The 17,436-nt window shown below is 63.1% G+C and carries 14 protein-coding genes; 4 read left to right on the forward strand and 10 right to left on the reverse strand.

Annotation, left to right across the window (positions count from 1 at the left end; translation table 11 throughout):
• Window positions 1–68: 68 nt before the first annotated feature.
• The 3 genes from VWY75_RS16400 to VWY75_RS16410 are packed head-to-tail and all read right to left on the reverse strand — an operon-like array spanning window position 69 to window position 2,988.
• Window positions 69–1,076: a site-specific tyrosine recombinase XerD gene (locus tag VWY75_RS16400; RefSeq protein WP_416536053.1), complete on the reverse strand. Its 1,008-nt coding sequence runs from the start codon at window positions 1,074–1,076 to the stop codon at window positions 69–71.
• A 24-nt stretch (window positions 1,077–1,100) separates the two neighbouring features.
• Window positions 1,101–2,849 (reverse strand): hypothetical protein, encoded by a 1,749-nt coding sequence (locus tag VWY75_RS16405; protein WP_416538689.1) that lies wholly within the window; start codon window positions 2,847–2,849, stop codon window positions 1,101–1,103.
• Window positions 2,839–2,988, reverse strand: coding sequence for a hypothetical protein (locus VWY75_RS16410; RefSeq protein WP_340545428.1), 150 nt, complete (start codon window positions 2,986–2,988; stop codon window positions 2,839–2,841). Before VWY75_RS16410 ends, VWY75_RS16405 begins: the two co-directional genes overlap by 11 nt.
• An 81-nt stretch (window positions 2,989–3,069) precedes the next feature.
• Here VWY75_RS16410 and VWY75_RS16415 point away from each other — a divergent pair, with 81 nt between their 5' ends.
• Window positions 3,070–3,660, forward strand: coding sequence for a shikimate kinase (locus VWY75_RS16415; protein ID WP_340545429.1), 591 nt, complete (start codon window positions 3,070–3,072; stop codon window positions 3,658–3,660).
• Window positions 3,660–4,787 (forward strand): 3-dehydroquinate synthase, encoded by a 1,128-nt coding sequence (aroB, locus tag VWY75_RS16420; RefSeq protein WP_416536049.1) that lies wholly within the window; start codon window positions 3,660–3,662, stop codon window positions 4,785–4,787. The genes VWY75_RS16415 and aroB overlap by 1 nt, the downstream gene beginning before the upstream one ends.
• A gap of 144 nt (window positions 4,788–4,931) precedes the next feature.
• Here the strand turns inward: aroB and VWY75_RS16425 are convergent, their stop codons facing one another.
• Window positions 4,932–7,154 (reverse strand): methyl-accepting chemotaxis protein, encoded by a 2,223-nt coding sequence (locus VWY75_RS16425; RefSeq protein ID WP_416538690.1) that lies wholly within the window; start codon window positions 7,152–7,154, stop codon window positions 4,932–4,934.
• Between the two features lie 273 nt (window positions 7,155–7,427).
• Entirely contained in the window at window positions 7,428–7,955 is a 528-nt protein-coding gene (gene ssb, locus VWY75_RS16430; RefSeq protein ID WP_340545431.1) for a single-stranded DNA-binding protein, read from the reverse strand.
• 342 nt (window positions 7,956–8,297) lie between these two features.
• Between ssb and VWY75_RS16435 the strand changes: the two genes are divergently transcribed.
• Both VWY75_RS16435 and VWY75_RS16440 read left to right on the forward strand, forming a co-directional pair.
• Window positions 8,298–8,882, forward strand: coding sequence for a lytic transglycosylase domain-containing protein (locus VWY75_RS16435; RefSeq protein WP_416538691.1), 585 nt, complete (start codon window positions 8,298–8,300; stop codon window positions 8,880–8,882).
• Window positions 8,883–9,175: 293 nt separating this feature from the next.
• On the forward strand, window positions 9,176–9,550 hold the full coding sequence (locus VWY75_RS16440) for a hypothetical protein (protein WP_340545433.1): 375 nt from the start codon (window positions 9,176–9,178) through the stop codon (window positions 9,548–9,550).
• Between the two features lie 26 nt (window positions 9,551–9,576).
• Here the strand turns inward: VWY75_RS16440 and VWY75_RS16445 are convergent, their stop codons facing one another.
• The 5 genes from VWY75_RS16445 to VWY75_RS16465 form a co-directional block, all read right to left on the reverse strand.
• Window positions 9,577–11,664: a dipeptide ABC transporter ATP-binding protein gene (locus VWY75_RS16445; protein WP_416539159.1), complete on the reverse strand. Its 2,088-nt coding sequence runs from the start codon at window positions 11,662–11,664 to the stop codon at window positions 9,577–9,579.
• A 102-nt stretch (window positions 11,665–11,766) separates the two neighbouring features.
• The gene (locus VWY75_RS16450; RefSeq protein ID WP_416538692.1) at window positions 11,767–13,209 is read right to left on the reverse strand and encodes an ABC transporter permease; all 1,443 of its coding nucleotides are present in this window, start codon (window positions 13,207–13,209) and stop codon (window positions 11,767–11,769) included.
• A gap of 14 nt (window positions 13,210–13,223) precedes the next feature.
• On the reverse strand, window positions 13,224–14,276 hold the full coding sequence (locus tag VWY75_RS16455; protein WP_340545436.1) for an ABC transporter permease: 1,053 nt from the start codon (window positions 14,274–14,276) through the stop codon (window positions 13,224–13,226).
• A gap of 139 nt (window positions 14,277–14,415) precedes the next feature.
• On the reverse strand, window positions 14,416–16,086 hold the full coding sequence (locus VWY75_RS16460; RefSeq protein WP_340545437.1) for an ABC transporter substrate-binding protein: 1,671 nt from the start codon (window positions 16,084–16,086) through the stop codon (window positions 14,416–14,418).
• 411 nt (window positions 16,087–16,497) lie between these two features.
• Entirely contained in the window at window positions 16,498–17,322 is an 825-nt protein-coding gene (locus VWY75_RS16465; RefSeq protein ID WP_340545438.1) for an AraC family transcriptional regulator, read from the reverse strand.
• Window positions 17,323–17,436: the final 114 nt, after the last annotated feature.

Here is a 17,436-nt window from a genome sequence, read left to right on the forward strand (position 1 = left end):
CCCATGGTTATGGGGTGCCGACCGCTCTGTCGCAAGGGGGGAGGTGGCACGCTCGCGCCGTGCGGGAGCTATTCTGTTCCCGACAGGTCGGTTTTACCCGGTGGGGCGGGGTGATCGGCAGCCCCGGCAGGGCGGGCCAGCGGGTGATGGTCCAGCACCAGCTCGCTCAGCCGGGCGTCCAGCACATGGGTGTAGATCTCGGTGGTGGCAATATCGGCATGGCCAAGCAGTGCCTGGATCGCCCGCAGATCGGCGCCATTGGTCAGAAGATGCGTGGCAAAGGCGTGGCGGAGGGTATGGGGCGACACCGCTTCGGGCGCGATGCCCCCGGCGACGGCAAATTCCTTGATCAGCAGATAGAACCGGTGCCGGGTCAGATGGCCGGATTTGCCACGCGACGGGAACAGGAAACGCGAGGGGGCAGCCCCTTTGGCAACGGCGGCCTCCTCAGCGGTGTCGCGTGCGGTAAGCCAGGCCGCCAGCGCATCGCGGGCCGGCGGCGACAGCGGCACCATGCGTTCCTTGCCGCCCTTGCCCAGCACCAGCAACATGCGCGGATCGCCCCGCGCAGCCGCCACCGGCAGGCCAACCAGCTCGCTCACCCGCATGCCGGTGGCATAGAGCAGCTCCATCAGGCAGGTGTTGCGCAGCCGGTCGGCGGTGCTGCGGCCGGACTGGCGGGCGGCATAGAGCAGCCGGTCGACCTCGATCACCTCAAGGGTCTTGGGCAGCGCCTTCTGGCGTCCCGGCCCCTTGATCTGGATCGCGGGATTGTCGCTGCGCCAGCCTTCGTCAAAGGCAAAGCGGTAGATCTGCTTGATCGCGGAGAGGCGGCGGGCGCGGGTGGCGCGGGCCAGCCCTTCGGCGTCGCAGGAGATCAGATAGGCCTCGATATCATCGCGGGAGGCCCTGCCAAAACCGAGGTTTTTATGGGCAAGCCAGCTGGCGACATCCTTCAGATCGCGGCCATAGGCCAGCAAGGTGTTGCGCGCCGCACCGAGATCGGCGGCCTGCGCATCCAGAAAGGTGGAGATCCATTGCAGATCATCCTGCGGGGCATGGGCGGGGCTGCTCATCGGGGAGGGGCCATGGCGGCGGGCCTAACGGCGGTTCAGCAGCAGCAGCTGCAAGGCGGCGCGGCGGGCGGTATCCTCCAGTCCGACGGCGCGGAAGGTTGCCAGCGCATCGGTGAGATCGCCGAGATTGCCCTCGGCGCCCTGGGCAAAGAGTTGCATCGCGCGCAGGATCGATTCGCCGAGCTGGCCATTGTCCAGCAGGCGCTGAAGTTTGCGGGGGGCAGCACTTTCGGGGGCAAAGGCGGCGGCGATCGCCTGCTCAAGACCGCTATGTGCCAGCTCGGCCGTGGGCACGCCCTGCGCCACCGCCGCGACAAATGCGGCGTGGCCCTTCAGATCCGGCAGGCTGTGGGAGGCGGTTTCATAGGTCGGGGCCAGCAGGCGGATGCGCCAGGCCAGCTGTGCGGCGCTGCCCTCCAGCGGGATCCGCGCCAGCCGGTCGGCAAAAAGATCGGCAAAGGCGGTTTCGATCTCAGCGGTGCGCATGGCCTGCCAGACCTTTGGCAGGGTCTTGCTGACGGCCTCGGCGCTGCCGGTTTCGAGTGCGGTTTCAAAGCGTTGCAGCGCCGCAACCCGGTCCCAGATGCCGCCGGACGCCGCGGGGGCGCGTTCGGAGTAGAGCCCCAGCAGATGATTGGGGTTCAGCGCGCCGATGCGGGTCAGCCGTTCAGCCGCTTCCAGCTGCGCCTTCCAGCCGGCGATATCGCGCAGATCTGCCGCTGCAAACGCGCGGGGCAGATTGGCGGTCGGGCGGCGTTCTCCGATGGTTTCATACAGGCGGAAGGTCAGCGGATCCGGCGATTTGGGTGCTCGCAGGGGGGCGGCATCCTCGAACACATCGGGGTTGAGGAAGCGGTCCAGAAGGTCGAGCTGGCGGCTGTCGACCAGTTCAAGCGCATGGGCGGCCTCCAGCAGCAGCGCGGCGGTCGGCCAGTCGCCGAGCCGGGCGGCGCAGAAGATGCGGGCGGCGTAATCGGGCGCCAGATGCGGCTGTTCCTGCAGGGCACGGCAGGCGGTCTGCTCGTCACCGGTCAGCAGGGTGGCGTCGAACCAGCGCTTGAACCGGGCGGTGCTGCGGGTGGGGCCTGCCTGTTCGGCCAGGGCCTGCGCCGGGTCCGGGGCGCCAAGATCCATCAGCCGGTCCAGCCGCGCCAGCAGCAGCGTCTCGCCGCCCTCGGCAGGCGGGCGGGTTTCCGACAGCAGCAGGGTGAACATCAGCGACTGCATCGCCGGGGAGTTGCGCACAGGCACGGCGGCCAGCAGGGTGGCCAGCTCCTCGGCGCTGCTGCCGCGCCACAGGTCGACAGGCAGTCCGGTGGAGGCGGGTTTGACAAGGCCGACGGGCGCAACAAGGCTGGCGAGCGGCGTCACGGTGACCTCGGGGCGTCGGGCAGACCCGGCGACGGGTGGTTCCAGCAGAACGGTGCCGGGCAGCCCTGCATCCGGCGCCGGCGTGGCCAGCCAGTCGATGGCGGCGAGCGGATCATCCGGTTTTGCGGCCCGGCTGCCCGGTCGCGGCGTCTTGGCCGCGGGGGGCGTGGTTGATGGGGGGGTGGCAGCGGGTGCGGGGGGGCGCGTGGTCGCGGGCGATTGTGCCGGGGCCGAAGCGGCAAGGCCAACGCCGACCGCCACCCCGAGGCTCAGCGTCAGGGGGCGGGTCAGAGACGCGATCTGCGCCAGTCGCTGGGTGATCAGGGCGGGGGCGGCCTCGCATTCCCTGCCCGAGGGAGAGCGCGCAGGGGCCGACTCACCGCGCCGTTTTCTAGTCGGCATTCAGAACCACCGGTTTGCGGACCTCGGAGGTGGGGGCGTCGAAATCCGCCCCGAACCACGGCCCGACATAGGCATAGATCACCAATCCGATCGCTGCCAGTATAACTAAATAAAGTAGGTATTTGATCAATCGCCCCATGGGTGTCCCGCTGACTGCTTCTTTGGCTTTTGTGCAAGTTATATATGGCCTTTTTAGCAATATCACGTCATTCACTGAAGAATGAGCGAAAAAGAGCAAACACTCAGTGGCGCGGGTGACCGCCGGGTGCCCGGAGCGCTGAAGAAGACCATCGTCATGGTGGGGATGATGGGGGCAGGGAAAACGGCCGTGGGCCGGGCCCTTGCTGCCCGTCTGAAGGCCCCGTTTCTGGACAGCGATCACGAAATCGAGGCCGCGGCCAACCGCACCATTCCCGAAATCTTTGCCCGCGATGGCGAGCCGTTCTTTCGGCAGAAGGAGCGCCAGGTCATCCGGCGTCTTCTGGATGAGGAGCGTGGCGTGCTGTCCACCGGCGGTGGTGCGTTCCTGGCCGAGGAAAACCGCAGGATCATCTCCGAACGCGGGGTTGCGATCTGGCTGAATGCGGATCTTGAGGTGCTGTGGAACCGGGTCAAACACCGCGACACGCGGCCCCTGCTGCGCACCAAGGATCCCCATGCGACGCTGTCGGCGCTCTATCATGAACGGGTGCCTTATTATGCGCAGGCGGATCTGACCGTGGTGTCGGACGGGCAGGCGTCGATAGATGAAATGGTGAACCGGGTGATCGAGGCGCTGCGCGCCCGCCCGGACGTGCTGGAGTGGATATGATGGTGCAGTTCAGCTTGGAACGGGTTGTGCATGTCGACCTGGGCGAGCGGGCCTATGACGTGGTGATCGGGCCGGATCTTCTTGCGGATGTGGGCGCGCGGCTGCAACCATTGCTGCGCCGTCCGAAAGTGGCGGTGCTGACCGATGAGACGGTGGCTGCCCATCATCTGGAGGCCTTGCAGGCCGGGCTGGCGGAGGCGGGGATCGAGATGGCGGCGCTGGCGCTGCCCCCCGGAGAAAGCACCAAGGGCTGGCCGCAGTTCAGCCGCGCGGTGGAATGGCTGCTGGAGCAGAAGGTCGAGCGCAATGACATCGTCATCGCCTTTGGCGGCGGGGTCATCGGCGATCTGGCCGGGTTTGCGGCGGCTGTGTTGCGCCGCGGGGTGCGGTTTGTGCAGATCCCGACGTCGCTGCTGGCGCAGGTCGACAGCTCCGTCGGCGGCAAGACCGGCATCAATGCGCCGCAGGGCAAGAACCTGATCGGGGCCTTTCATCAGCCCTCGCTGGTGCTGGCGGATACCGCGCTGCTGAGCACGCTGACGCCGCGCGATTTTCTGGCCGGCTATGGCGAGGTGGTCAAATACGGGCTGCTGGGGGATGCGGCGTTTTTCGACTGGCTGGAGGCGCAGGGGCCGACATTGGCGGCCGGTGCGCGCGCGGCACGGGTGGAGGCGGTGACCCGCTCGGTGCAGATGAAGGCCGATATCGTGGTGCGTGACGAGACCGAACAGGGCGACCGCGCGCTGCTTAATCTTGGCCATACCTTCTGTCATGCGCTGGAGGCGGCCACCGGATATGGTGACCGGCTGCTGCATGGCGAAGGGGTGGCGATCGGCTGCGCGCTGGCGTTTGAGCTCTCGGCGCGGTTGGGCCTGTGCAGCCAGGAGGACCCCAGCCGGGTGCGGGCGCATCTGAAGGCGATGGGGATGAAGACCGACCTCGCCGATATCCCCGGCGACCTGCCGGATGCCGAGGCGCTGCTGGCGCTGATGGGGCAGGACAAGAAGGTGGTCGATGGCCAGCTGCGGTTCATTCTGGCGCGCGGCATCGGCCATGCTTTTGTCACCGGGGACGTGCCGCCGGAGGCTGTGCTGGAGGTGCTGCGGGAGGCGCTGGCGCAGCGGTGACGGCCTGAGGGGCGGCGCTGGCCCAGACCCTGATCCCGACGTGACGGCGCGCTGCTCGGCACGCCGTTCAACTGACGACAGCCCCTGCCATGGCGGGGGCTGTGTCATATGCCGGATGAGGATCTGGCCTGGCTGGCCTGAGGATCAGGCGACCCAGGATTCGTCGTCGTCAACGCCAGCTTCGATATCTGCGGCGTCATGCTCGGCGGCGGCGGCCATCTGCGCCGCCATCTCCGCGTCGCTGTGCTCCTCCTGCGTTGAGGCGGGGGCTGCTGTGCCTTCCAGCTGAAAGGCGCCGATCATCGTGTTCAGCTCGCGTGCCTGCTGGAACAGCTGCGTGGCCGAGGCGGTGGTCTCCTCGGTCATGGCGGCATTGGTCTGGGTCATCTGTTCCATCTCGCCGACGGCGTGGTTCACCTCGCTCAGCTGGGTCGACTGGGTCTCCAGCCCCTTTGCAATCGAGACGATCAGTTCGGAAATCGCGCTCACCTGGGTGCTGACCTCGGACATGGCGCTGCCGGCAGAGCCGACGAGGCTGGATCCGGTATTGACCTGTGCCGAGCTGCGGGCGGTGATTTCGTCGATCTGCGACACCGCATCGGAGCAGCGCTGTGCCAGCCGCTGCACCTCGCTGGCGACCACCGCGAATCCGCGACCGGCCTCACCAGCGCGCGCCGCCTCGACACCGGCATTGAGCGCCAGCAGATTGGTCTGGAAGGCGATATCCTCGATCACCTTGGTGATCTGGGAAATCTCGTCGGAGGAGGCGCGGATCTCCTCCATCGCGGTCACCGTTTTCTGAACGATCTCTTCGCAATCGTTGACCTTGTCCTGAGTGGTGCCGGCGATGGTCTCGGCCTCCTTGGCGTTGCTGGCGGATTCGCCAACGCTGGTGGTGATCTCGTTCATGGCATGGGTGGAGCGTTCGAGCGCGGCGGCCTGCGATTCGGTGCGCCGGGACAGATCATCCATATTGGCGGCAATGGTCTGGCTGTCGTCGCCAACCGACAGGGCGGCGCTGCGGACGGTGCTCATGGCATCCTGTAGCGAGGCGGCCAGTTCGTTGAAATCCATGCGCAGGCTTTTGAAATCTTCGGGGAAATGGTCTTTCAGACGGTAGACCAGCACCTTGTTGCTGAGTTGGCTCAGCGCTTCTGCGATGGCGTCGGAGACCAGTTTCTGTTCGGCCATTGCGCGGTCCAGATGATCATCGGCCGCGCGTTTTTCGAGGGCGTGACCGCGCAGGATTTCGGCCTGTCGCGCGATATTGCCGATCTCGTCCTTGCGCGATTTGCCGGAGATGTCGATCTCCAGCTCACCGGAGCTGATCCGCTCCAGCGCGGTGGTTACCATCCGCACCCCGCCTGCGATATCGCGGGCCATCACCAGCGCGCCAAGGCTTATCGCCACGATCACAAAGGAGAGGCCAGCCAGCGTCTGGTAGAAGGCATTGTTGTTGAACCTGTCGAAAGCCTCGAAATCGGCCATCAGCTGATCGCGGATCTCGGTTTCGACCTCTTTGACAATCTCAATCGCGTTGGTGGCGATCTCGAACCACTCCTCGGCGGTCAGGTCCTGAGGGGTGCGACCGGCGAGCACATCCGACCGGATATTCGCAAAGGTCTGATAGGTTTCGCCTGCGGCCTGCCCGTCAAAAAGCTCGACGCTTTCGCTGTCGGACAGCTCATGGAAAACGCGCATGCGTTCTTTTGACTGCATATAGGAAATGAGCATCCGTGATTGCAGGTTTTCGGTCCAGCCATTGGCGAAGCCCTGGGCACCGACCGCACGCTGGATGCCATAGGCGTCTTTGGCCATCTGAAAATAGGTAAAGGCCATCGCACGCTCGGCCAGTTCGGTGTCGTGGACCAGCACCTCAAAGGCAAGGGCGGTTTCCAGCAGGTGGAGGTTCAGTTTGCTGTAGAATTCGACCGCTTCCGGCGCGCTGATGGCCCGATCCGCGATCTTGAGGCGCATGTCATCCAGGGCTTCCAGCTCGTCATGGGCGAGACTGACGAAGACACGCGTGTTGTCGTGCAGCTGTGACAGATCGGCGGTTTCGATCACCTCCAGCATATGCTCGCGCAACTCCTGCGATGTCTGGCGCTGGGTTTCCAGCCGGGCAGGGAGCGCGGTCGCCTCGGTGGAGAGGAACTCCGCAGACATGCCGCGCTCCAGCTGTAGATTATGAACCAGCTCGCTCGCGGTCAGCATGATGTCCCGGGTCAGCGTGGTGTCGAAACTCGCCCGTTTGTTCAGCGTGTACAGCACCGCGCCGGATATCCCGATAATAATAAGGAGAGGCAACCCGATGAGGGTCATAATCTTTGCCCGGATGGACATACGCTGCAACAGTCGGCTGATCATACTCTACGCTCCGGCTTAACGTTATCGGTCCGCAAAACCGTAGGTTCGAGGTGCTAATAGAATATGTATTTTATCGCCCGATAGAGATTTTAGATAAAAGATGAATTCAAAATCGCCTTGTTTTGCTGGTTATTGGCTGGGATCAATCGCCGCCGCTATCGCTATGGGAACTAAGGGTTTTGCAAAAAAAAATGCGCAGACCGATGGAGGTCTGCGCAGGAAAAACACCAGTCGACCGGGCTTTTGGCGCCGGTTCGTGACTGTGATTCGCCTTTAGAACGGGATCTCGTCATCGTCGATATTATGCGATGCGCCGCCCTGGTTGCCGCCGCCGAAGCCGCCGCCCTGACCGCCGCCGCTGGGGCCGCTGTCGTAGCCACCGCCGCCGCCATAGCTGCCGCCGCCCTGACCGCCACCATAGCCGCTGCCACCACCCTGGCCGCCTTCGTTGCGGCCATCAAGCATGGTCAGCGTGCCGCCGATGCCCTGCAAGACCACCTCTGTCGAGTAGCGGTCCTGGCCGCTCTGGTCCTGCCATTTGCGGGTTTGCAGCTGGCCCTCGATATAGACCTTGGAGCCTTTGCGCAGATATTGTTCTGCCACGCGCACCAGACCTTCGGAGAAGATCGCGACCGAATGCCATTCGGTTTTTTCGCGACGCTCGCCGGTGTTGCGGTCTTTCCAGGTCTCGGAGGTTGCGATCCGCAGGTTGCAGACCTTGCCGCCGTTCTGGAAACTGCGCACTTCGGGATCACGGCCGAGGTTGCCGATCAGGATTACTTTGTTGACTGAGCCTGCCATGGGTCTGTCCTCTTGGTCTGGTCGTTCGGAGTCGCGAAAATCAGCAAAAGCCGGGTGGTCTACCCCTCCAGCTCAGCGGTTTCGGCGGGCCCCGTCGGGGTATGAAATCTGTCCGGTCCGAATCTGGTCGCGCCGGGTTGGCGGCCACACTACCGCTCCGGGTCGCCACATGAAAGTCGGCTGGCGGCGATATCTGAGGTCATCCTCATATTTTGCGCGAGAGGCGCCCGCATCACCGGCCGCAGCCGCAGGAAACGCGAAGGTTCTTTTCTTTTTAGTCAATCCGGATATAGTTTCGCGCAATCCAGGATACGGAAAAACAGGGACAGGGCAGGGCGTTTTATGCGTAGGCTGTTGGTGGGGGTCACGCTGGCCGGTGTTGTATCGGGCCAGATGGCAATGGCAGATATGTTCAGCACAAAGAGCCAGCGCAAGCTGTTTGCCTCGCACGCGCGGGTTCTGGATGAGCGCGCTGCCGGGCAGTACAAGAATTCGATCCGCCTGCAACCGCCCACCATCCATACGCCCTCCAAACACGGCAGCCTGCCGTATAGTGGCAAATATCGGGGCCAGTATCTGAACATTGCGCGGGCCGCGGCGCAGAAACACGGCGTGCCGGAGGATCTGTTTCTGCGACTGGTGCAGCAGGAAAGCGGCTGGAACCCGACGGCAAAATCCCACAAGGGCGCGCTGGGGCTGGCACAGCTGATGCCCGCCACCGCCAAGGCGCTGGGGGTGGATGCCACCGATCCCAGGCAGAACCTGGAAGGTGGCGCGCGCTATCTCGCCCGGCAGTACCGCAAGTTCGGATCCTGGCGGCTGGCGCTGGCGGCCTATAACGCAGGCCCCGAAGCGGTGCGCAAACATGGCGGTGTGCCGCCCTACCGCGAGACCCAGAACTACGTGAAGAAGATCTGGGGCAGCTAAGCCCCTCCGGCAGGGGATCGCGCCAGAGTGACCGTCGCGCAGCAGCCTGACCACGCCGAGCCTGCGCGCTTGGGGGCGCAATTGACCGGGGGTCTGCGTGTTTTGTCTGTTTGAAATCTGAGCTTCAAATCTGAAATTCTACGCAGTTTCGGCAGCAGCTTGCCGATTGTCCGGGGGATCGGCATTAATGCGCTGATAATCTTCCTTAATGCCGCGTTAACTCCGTCTGGTTGCCAGAAAGTTGCCTTAATCTCTTGGCAACTAATCGGAAGCTTCAGAAGAGGAATATCCCGGTGTCTTTCAAACGCTTCGACGAACGCCTGAACCAGATGCAATGGCAGCCCCAGTCCGGCCCGTCGCCGCAGATCGTTGACAGTGTGATTGCCGACCGCGCGCCGCTGGCGATCCGCGGCGTGGAGTTCACGCTGGCGGGCGCCATTCTGGGCATCCTGATCGGTGTCGGCCTCAAGGGGATCTATACGCCCGGCGCGCCCTGGGGACCCAATACCGGCCAGATCGGGCTGCTGATCGGCGGCGCCTCTCTCGCCGGGGCGGCGGCCTCTATTGCGCTGGCCGCCTATGCCGTGCTGCGCCGCCACGATATGCCGCGACTGATGCAGTTTGCCTCGATGAACCTGCTGATCATCGTGATGCTGCTGCTGGGCTGATCGTTTCGCAGCGGCCTGGCCGCCGATCACTCGGCGGCGATTTTGATCACCGGTTCCATCTGGGCCAGTTCGGCATCGTCGAGATGGCATTTCACCTGATGGCCCCCCGCAAGGGTGCGGACCGGCGGAACCTCGCGTTCGCAGAGCCCATCGGCCACCTTCGACTTCCAGCGGCAGCGGGTCTGAAACGGGCAGCCGGGCGGCGGGTTCATCGCCGAGGGAATATCGCCTTCCAGCACGATATGGCGTTTCTCAACCGAGGTATCGGCGATCGGCACGGCGCTCAGCAGCGCCTCCGTATAGGGGTGATAGGGCGGGGCAAAGACCTGATCGGTGGTGCCCAGTTCCACCACATGGCCGAGATACATCACCATCACCCGGTCGCTGAGATAGCGCACAATGCTGAGGTCGTGGGAGATGAACAGGAGCGTTGTCTTCTCCTTGCGCTGGATTTCCATCAGAAGATCGGTGACCGCCGCCTGCACCGAGACATCCAGCGCCGAGACCGGCTCATCCGCCACCACGATGCGGGCGCCACCGGCAAAGGCGCGGGCAATGCCGACGCGCTGTTTCTGCCCGCCTGACAGCTGGCGCGGCATCCGGTCGGCAAAGGCCCGCGGCAGCTTGACCAGATCCAGCAGCTCCAGCATCCGCTCCCGGCGCGCCGCCGTGCTGTCGCCGATGCCAAAGATTTCCAGCGCCCGCATGATCTGACGGCCCACGGTCATCGAGGGGTTCAGCGTGTCGAACGGGTTCTGAAACACCATCTGCACATCGGACACCGTGCGGGTGTCGCGCTGTTCGATCGGGGTGGCTTCGATATTCTTGCCATCCAATTCGATGGCGCCATCGGTCGCGGTCTCCAGCCCCATCAGCACCTTCGCAAAGGTGGATTTGCCGCAGCCGCTCTCGCCGACGATGGCCAGGGTCTCACTCTCTCGGGCCTCGAAACTCAGGGTTTCATTGGCCTTCACCACCTTGCGCGCGCCGCTGTCAAACAGCGCATTGGCCGAGACCTCGTAATATTTGCGCAGATTGTCGATTTTCAGGACCACCTTGCCGACCTCGGGTTTTTCCTTTTGCACAGCGGCGGCAATCGGGGCGTTCCAGTCGATTTCATCATGGCGCAGACAGCGGGTGTGGTGGCGGTCGTTGCCATGGACGGCTGCCATCGGAATATCCTGGGCATCACAGCGCCCGGCCACGAAATAGTCACAGCGCGGGCCAAAGTTGCAGCCGGGCGGGCGTTCGTGGGGCAGCGGGAAATTGCCGGGGATCGCCACCAGCGGGCGGGCATTCTTATCCGCGCCGGGCAGCGGGATCGAGCGGAACAGCGCCTGGGTATAGGGATGCTGCATCTCGTCGAACACATCATGGATGGAGCCGCGCTCCACCGCCTCGCCGGAATACATCACACAGAGCCGGTCGCAGGTTTCCAGCACCAGCCCGAGGTTGTGGCTGATGAACAGCATTGAAGTGCCGTATTTCTTGCCCAGATCCTTCACCAGCTCGACCACGGCGGCCTCCACCGTCACGTCGAGCGCGGTGGTCGGCTCATCAAGGATCAGCAGCGCCGGTTTCGACATCAAGGCCATGGCGATCACGATACGCTGCTGCTGGCCGCCCGACAGCTGATGCGGAAAGGAATTCAGCATCCGCTCAGGGTCGGGAAGGCGGACATCGCTCACCACCTCCAGCGCGCGCCGATAGGCCTCTTCCTTGCTGACGCCCTCGTGGATCATCGGCACTTCCATCAGCTGCTTGCCGATCTTCATCGCCGGATTGAGCGAGGCCATCGGCTCCTGATAGATCATCGCGATCTCATTGCCGCGCACATCGCGCAGCTCTTCGGCGCTCATTTCCGCCAGATTGCGGCCCTTGAACTTGATGGAGCCGCCGGTGATGCGGCCGTTCTTGCCCAGATCCTGCATCACGCCAAGCGCCACTGTGGATTTGCCGCAGCCCGATTCCCCGACCAGCCCCACCGCCTCGCCGGGCTGCACGGTGACGGAGAAATCCATCACCGCCGGAATTTCGCGCAACCGGGTGAAAAAGGAGATCGACAGCTTGTCGATTTCCAGGATCGGGCCGTCATAATCTGCCAGTTTGTTCATCATCTTATCTCCCTGTTGGAGCTGGAAGGGTGGTCTGCCCTTCTTCTGGCCCCAAAATATCACGGGGGTCCGGGGGCTGGCCCCCGGTCCGACCGGTTCGGATCAATCGCGCAGGCTTTCTTCGCGCAGGCCATCGGCCAGGAGGTTCAGCCCCAGAACCAGGCTCAGCAGCGCCAGCGCCGGCGGCAGCGGCGGGTGCAGGTAGACCGACAGCAGCTTGCGCCCGTCGTTGATGGTGCTGCCCCAGTCAGGGCTTTCCGGTGGCAGGCCCAGTCCGAAAAAGCCCAGCGTGCCGAGGAGGATGGTGGTATAGCCGATGCGCAGGCAGAAATCGACGATCAGCGGCCCGCGCGCATTGGGCAGGATTTCCCACAGCATGATGTACCAGGGCCGTTCCCCCCGGGTCTGGGCGGCGGCGACATAGTCGCGGGTTTTGATGTCCATGGTGAGCCCGCGCACGATGCGGAACACTGTGGGCGAATTGACAAAGACTACCGAGACAAAGACCACCAGAATACCGCCCGGCACGTCAAAGAGATCGAGCGGCCAGAAGGTGATCTTGGATCCCGCCTCATTGATCAGCGACAGATAGCCCAGCAGGCCCGGGATCAGCACGACGGCCAGCCAGAGCGCGCTGTGCTGCGGCCGGGTGCGGAAGCGCGAGTGGATCAGCACCCCGACAAAGATCAGCGGAAAGGCAAAGAGCACCACGGCGATATATTGCGGCAGCCCGGTTGCGATGATCTCCGGGGTGACCAGCAGGTAGAACAGCAGGATCACCGGGAAGGCCAGGATCAGGTTGGCGAGGAAGGACAGCACCGTGTCCCACAGGCCGCCGTAATAGCCCGCAGGCAGCCCCAGTGTGATCCCCACCATAAAGGCAAACACCGTGGCCAGCGGCGCGATCTGCACCACCACCCAGGCGCCGTCTATCAGGCGGCTGAAGACGTCGCGCGCCAGGTTGTCACCGCCAAGCAGATACCAGGCCGCAATGCCGCTGTCGGCCTCGGCGCCGGGCAGGGGGGTGCCCGGCAGCTTGTTCTTGAGGCCACTGACCTGGGTCAGCGGGTCGTGCGGTGAGATCAGATCCATCGCGCCCAGCACACCGGTAAAGACCCAGAACATCACCAGCGCAAAGCCGATCATACCGATTGGGCTGTCGAACAGCTTGCCATAAAGACCGAGCCGCCGCTTGAAGGTCATCGACACCGCAAACAGCCCCACCAGCGCGATCCAGACCGGCAGCAGCAGCCGCGCCATGGCACCGACGATGCCGCCGCTGGCGCCAAACAGCACGCCGAAGAGGATATAGATCAGGATCAGTCCGATCACCGCAAGAAAGCTGAGGCGCACCGCCCTGCCGGCCAGCACATCGGGTGTGGTCGCGAGACCGGCGCTGCCATGGGCGTTGATCATCGTTGTCGGGCTGACCGTGACGATGCTGAGCACCAGCCAGGCAATGATGCAGAGCGCCAGTGCCACCAGGGCAAGGATCAGCACCGGGTTCAGAAAGGCAAGACTTCCGGTCCAGCTGAGAGGGTCCATGCTGCGTTCCTCCTTCAGGAAATCCGGATACGGGGATTGAGATAGACATAGCCAATGTCGGAAATCAGCTGCGTGAGCAGCACGACAACGACAGAGACCACCGAAATCCCCAAGAGCAGTTCGATGTCATTATTGCCAGCCGCCTCGACCAGCGCCCAGCCGAAGCCCTTGTAGTTGAACAGGGTCTCGACAATCACCACGCCGTTCAGCAGCCAGGGAAACTGCAGCATGATCACCGTGAAGGGGGCGATCAGCGCATTCCGCAGCGCGTGACGCATGACGATTTTTGGAAAACTGACGCCCTTGAGCCGGGCGGTGCGGATATACTGTGCGGTCATCACCTCGGTCATGGAGGCGCGGGTCATCCGGGCGATATAGCCGATGCCATAAAGGGCGATGGTCAGTACCGGCAGGAAGAAGTTTTCGAAATTGGCGTCGACCATCGCCGAATTTGCGGTGCCCTTGAACCATTTCAAGCCAACGGCAGAGGAGGTGAAGACCGCCATGAAGATCACACCGGAGACATATTCCGGGGTTGCCGTGGTCAGGATCGAGGCGGTTGACAGTGTGCGGTCCGTGACCGAGCCTTCGCGCATCCCGGCCAGGATCCCGATCAAGAGCGCCGAGGGCACCATCAGGATCAGCACCCACATCATCAGAAAACCGGTATTGCCAAGGCGCGTTGCAATGATGGAACTGACATCATCCTTGAAAACGCTCGAATGGCCCCAGTCGCCCTGAAGAATGCCGCAGAAACGTGGGGCAGCTGCGGCCTCTTCGGCGGGTTGAACCCCGGTGATGCAGCGCCCTGTGGTCCCCTCATCTGTCACCGTGGTCCAGCCCGGCAGCACTCCCAGCCATTGGCCGTATTTCACCGGCATCGGTTGCAGATACCCTCCCTTTTCCAGCCAGCTGGCGACCGCCTCGTCCGACATGCGGAAGTTGCCTTGGGTCTTGGCGAGTTTTTCAAGGTTCGGGTAGAGATTGGTCAGCGTGAAGACGATGAAGGTCAGGCAGAGCGCGGTCAGGATCATGATCCCGACGCGCCTGAGGATGAACAGTCCCATGGAATGCTCCCGTTGGTGGCTGTACGCCTTGAGTTAGGCCAATGGTCAGGCCGCAGTCGGCGGCCTGCCAGGCTTTTGAGCGTTTTCTTGCGGCCAGAAGCTTTGGGCCGCGCCGTGCGGCGCGGCCCGCTGTGTCAGATCAGGCCTTGAAAGCCCATTTGTAGATCTGGGGCAGATCGGCGATGTGCTTGTCGACGCCGACCACATTGTCGGTGTGGTGGCGGATGGCGGTCCGCCAGAAGGGCTGGATGGTAACGCCTTCGTCAATCATGATGGCCTGTAGCTTGGCCATGACTTCGCGCCGTTTATCGACATCTGCAAGTGCGTTGGCTTCGGCCAGCAGGCTGTCGAACTCTTCATTCGCAAAACCGGCTTCGTTCCAGGCTTCGCCGGAGCGGTAAGCCAGTCCCAGAACCTGGGTGCCGAGCGGGCGGTGGTTCCAGTTGGTGGAGCTGAACGGGTATTTCGCCCAGTCGTTCCAGAAGGTCGAGCCGGGCAGAATGGTCCGTTTGACCTTGAAGCCCGCGTCACGCAGCTGGGCTGCGACCGCGTCGGTCGTGTTGCGGCGCCAGTCGTCGTCGATGGAGTGCAGCTCGTGCTCATAATCGAGCATGCCTGCCTCTTCCATCAGCGCCTTGGCCTTGGCCGGGTCAAACGGCAGCCGCGTCACAGTCGGGTCGTGTTCGGGGTGCATTGGGCCGACATGGCAGTTGTCTGCCGGAATGCCATAGCCGGACATGCCCAGTTCAAGGCAGACGGTGTTGTCCACCGCCATGGCAATCGCCTGGCGCACGCGCTTGTCGGCATAAGGCTTGGTGCCGTTGACCTCGGCCAGCTGGTTGGGGCGGATCACGATGGTGAAGCCGGAGGCGATTTCCGAGCGGTTCAGGCCGATGCCGTCAAAGATATCGACGTATTCCCCCACGGATTCCCAGTTCATATCAATTTCTTCGGCCTCATAGGCCGCCAGGAACGAAGCCGGATCGGTGCCGTAATCAATGAATTCGATCCGGTCCAGATAGCCGCCTTTGCCCGCTGCGGTGCCCCACCATTCGTGGTCTTCGTTGCGTACGAGGACGCCTTTCACGCCGACTTCCATCGACTCAGGCAGCATGTAGCCGGTGCCGATGGGGTTCTCCAGCATGGTGTCGCCGGTATGGCTGGCATGGGTGATCTGCGCGGGATAATCAGCCATCCCCGGAATGATGGTGATGTCCGGGGTGTTGGTTTTCAGCAGCACGGTATGGCTGTCGACAACGGTGATGGCGCCTTCGGCAGCTTGGCCGGTCTCCGCGTCGATCAGCGACGCCATACGGCCTGCCATGGAGTTGCCCTCGACGCTCTTGTCGCACCAGCCGGTGATGTTGCGGGCCACGTCCTCTGCGGTGAAATCGTCGCCATTGTTCCACTTCACCCCTTTGCGGACATGCAGGGTGAACTCGGTCGCGTTTTCGTTGACGTCCCAGCTTTCCAGCAGCAGCGGCTCAAAGGAGCCATCGCTGTTGTATTCAACCAGGAATTCCAGCCAGCCGGAGGTAAAGGTTGCGATCTGCGCCCAGTCATAGGTGCGCGGATCCTTCAGGGCGCGCACTTCCATCTGCATGCGCAGGGTGCCGCCGGTCTGTTCATGACCTGCGGCCTGAACAGGGGCGTCAAGCCCAAGGAGGCCGTATGCCGCAGCCGAACTGACGCCAAGCGCGGTGGCGCGGACCATGAATTCGCGTCGATCCATCTTCCCAGCAAGGGTTTCTGTCGCATACATCTTTGCCGCCGGGTGGATATCGGTCCCGGTGATGGTGTCTTTTGTCATGTGGCTCTCCCTGTTGCACCGCAAGTTTTCGCTTTTGGAACGGCGGGCCATCTGAGCTGGCTGGCGCCGTTTGAGGTGCTGTGTTCAAAGATTGTTTCCCCGTCTGGTCATTCGGCCCCAGATCGCGGGTTAGGTCAATGTAAGAAGTCGACGTTTCACATGACTTTTGCGACATTGTTGGTGTCGGTTTTGTGTTTTTCCCCAAGGGAGGCCAGTCCGAAAGTTTTAGTACTGGGCATATGTGCACAGTTAGCCGGTAGGCCGCGCGTCTGTGGCCGGGGTGACTCGTGGACGTTTAGCGCGGTCCAGGGGCTGGGGAATTCGGCGCGAGGTGGTGCAGGCGCGCAGGCGCGGCGTCGCTGCGCCCTCGGTGGACACGGTGCGGGGGAGATCTGGTGTCGGCCCGATATCTCAGGCGGCGCGTTTCAGCTTTTCGCGCGCCTGTTTGCGCAGACGGCTTGGGGTTTCACCGGTGTGCTGGGTGATGAAACGGGTGAAATAGGCGGCGCTGCCAAAACCGAGGGTCGATGCGATATCGCGCATCGGCAATTCAGAGTTGATCAGTAGGCTGCGCGCCGCGTGCAGCTGGCGCTCGGTCAGCAGGGCGCCCGCCGTCTTGCCGGTTTCGGATTTGCAGACGCGGGTCAGATGTGTCGGCGTCACATTCAGCGCGGCGGCATGATCGGCCATGCTGGCATGTTGGGCATAGCATTCGACAATGCGCCCGCAATAGCCCTGAGCCAGCCGCTGGGCAGCGGTGGGTTTGCCGCTGGTGCTGCTGCGTTCCGCCATCAGGCGGCGGATGTGGATAGCGATCAGCGTGCCATGGGCCTGCATCGCGCGATACCACAGTGCGGGGCGATCCTGCTGTTCGGCCTGCATGGCCTGGAACATGCTGTTGATCACCGCCTGATCCTGAGCATCGGGGATGCGCAGCGTGTCGGCGGCATCGGGGAAATCCATCGGGGTCGAGGTGGGCACATTCATGACCTGGCCGATGCACTGCCGACCCAGCTCCAGCGACCACAGGGTCCCGGCCGGAACAAAGATTGCGCTGTTGGGGCCAAAGCCACGCTGCTGCCCGTTCAGAAAGACCCGCCCCTGGCCACGGGTGATCCAGATCAGCAGATTTTCGGGGCGGTCATGTGCCAATTCGACCTGCCAAGGCCCATCGGGAGTCAGCTGCGACAGCGGTGCGACTGTGATCTCGCCGATATGGGTGGGGTCAAAAGGCATAGGCTGGTTGATATGTGATGCTCGTATTTTCGGTTGGCGCAAATGGACATGAAAAATTGATTCTGGCAAGTTTTTGCCGAAAAATGCTTAAGGATTTAATAGAATTGCAGGTCT

The sequence above is a fragment of the Phaeobacter sp. JH20_08 genome, assembly GCF_048056635.1.
Classification (GTDB): Bacteria; Pseudomonadota; Alphaproteobacteria; order Rhodobacterales; family Rhodobacteraceae; genus Phaeobacter; species Phaeobacter bryozoorum.

Excerpts from the sequence above, each read along its gene's own strand:
- VWY75_RS16445 (WP_416539159.1), bottom strand. The coding sequence starts at position 11,664 with ATGAACAAACTGGCAGATTATGACGGCCCGATCCTGGAAATCGACAAG.
- aroB (WP_416536049.1), top strand. The coding sequence starts at position 3,660 with ATGGTGCAGTTCAGCTTGGAACGGGTTGTGCATGTCGACCTGGGCGAG.
- VWY75_RS16435 (WP_416538691.1), top strand. The coding sequence starts at position 8,298 with ATGCGTAGGCTGTTGGTGGGGGTCACGCTGGCCGGTGTTGTATCGGGC.
- VWY75_RS16400 (WP_416536053.1), bottom strand. The coding sequence starts at position 1,076 with ATGAGCAGCCCCGCCCATGCCCCGCAGGATGATCTGCAATGGATCTCC.
- VWY75_RS16425 (WP_416538690.1), bottom strand. The coding sequence starts at position 7,154 with ATGATCAGCCGACTGTTGCAGCGTATGTCCATCCGGGCAAAGATTATG.
- VWY75_RS16415 (WP_340545429.1), top strand. The coding sequence starts at position 3,070 with ATGAGCGAAAAAGAGCAAACACTCAGTGGCGCGGGTGACCGCCGGGTG.
- VWY75_RS16405 (WP_416538689.1), bottom strand. The coding sequence starts at position 2,849 with ATGCCGACTAGAAAACGGCGCGGTGAGTCGGCCCCTGCGCGCTCTCCC.
- VWY75_RS16450 (WP_416538692.1), bottom strand. The coding sequence starts at position 13,209 with ATGGACCCTCTCAGCTGGACCGGAAGTCTTGCCTTTCTGAACCCGGTG.
- VWY75_RS16455 (WP_340545436.1), bottom strand. The coding sequence starts at position 14,276 with ATGGGACTGTTCATCCTCAGGCGCGTCGGGATCATGATCCTGACCGCG.
- VWY75_RS16460 (WP_340545437.1), bottom strand. The coding sequence starts at position 16,086 with ATGACAAAAGACACCATCACCGGGACCGATATCCACCCGGCGGCAAAG.
- VWY75_RS16465 (WP_340545438.1), bottom strand. The coding sequence starts at position 17,322 with ATGCCTTTTGACCCCACCCATATCGGCGAGATCACAGTCGCACCGCTG.
- VWY75_RS16410 (WP_340545428.1), bottom strand. The coding sequence starts at position 2,988 with ATGGGGCGATTGATCAAATACCTACTTTATTTAGTTATACTGGCAGCG.
- ssb (WP_340545431.1), bottom strand. The coding sequence starts at position 7,955 with ATGGCAGGCTCAGTCAACAAAGTAATCCTGATCGGCAACCTCGGCCGT.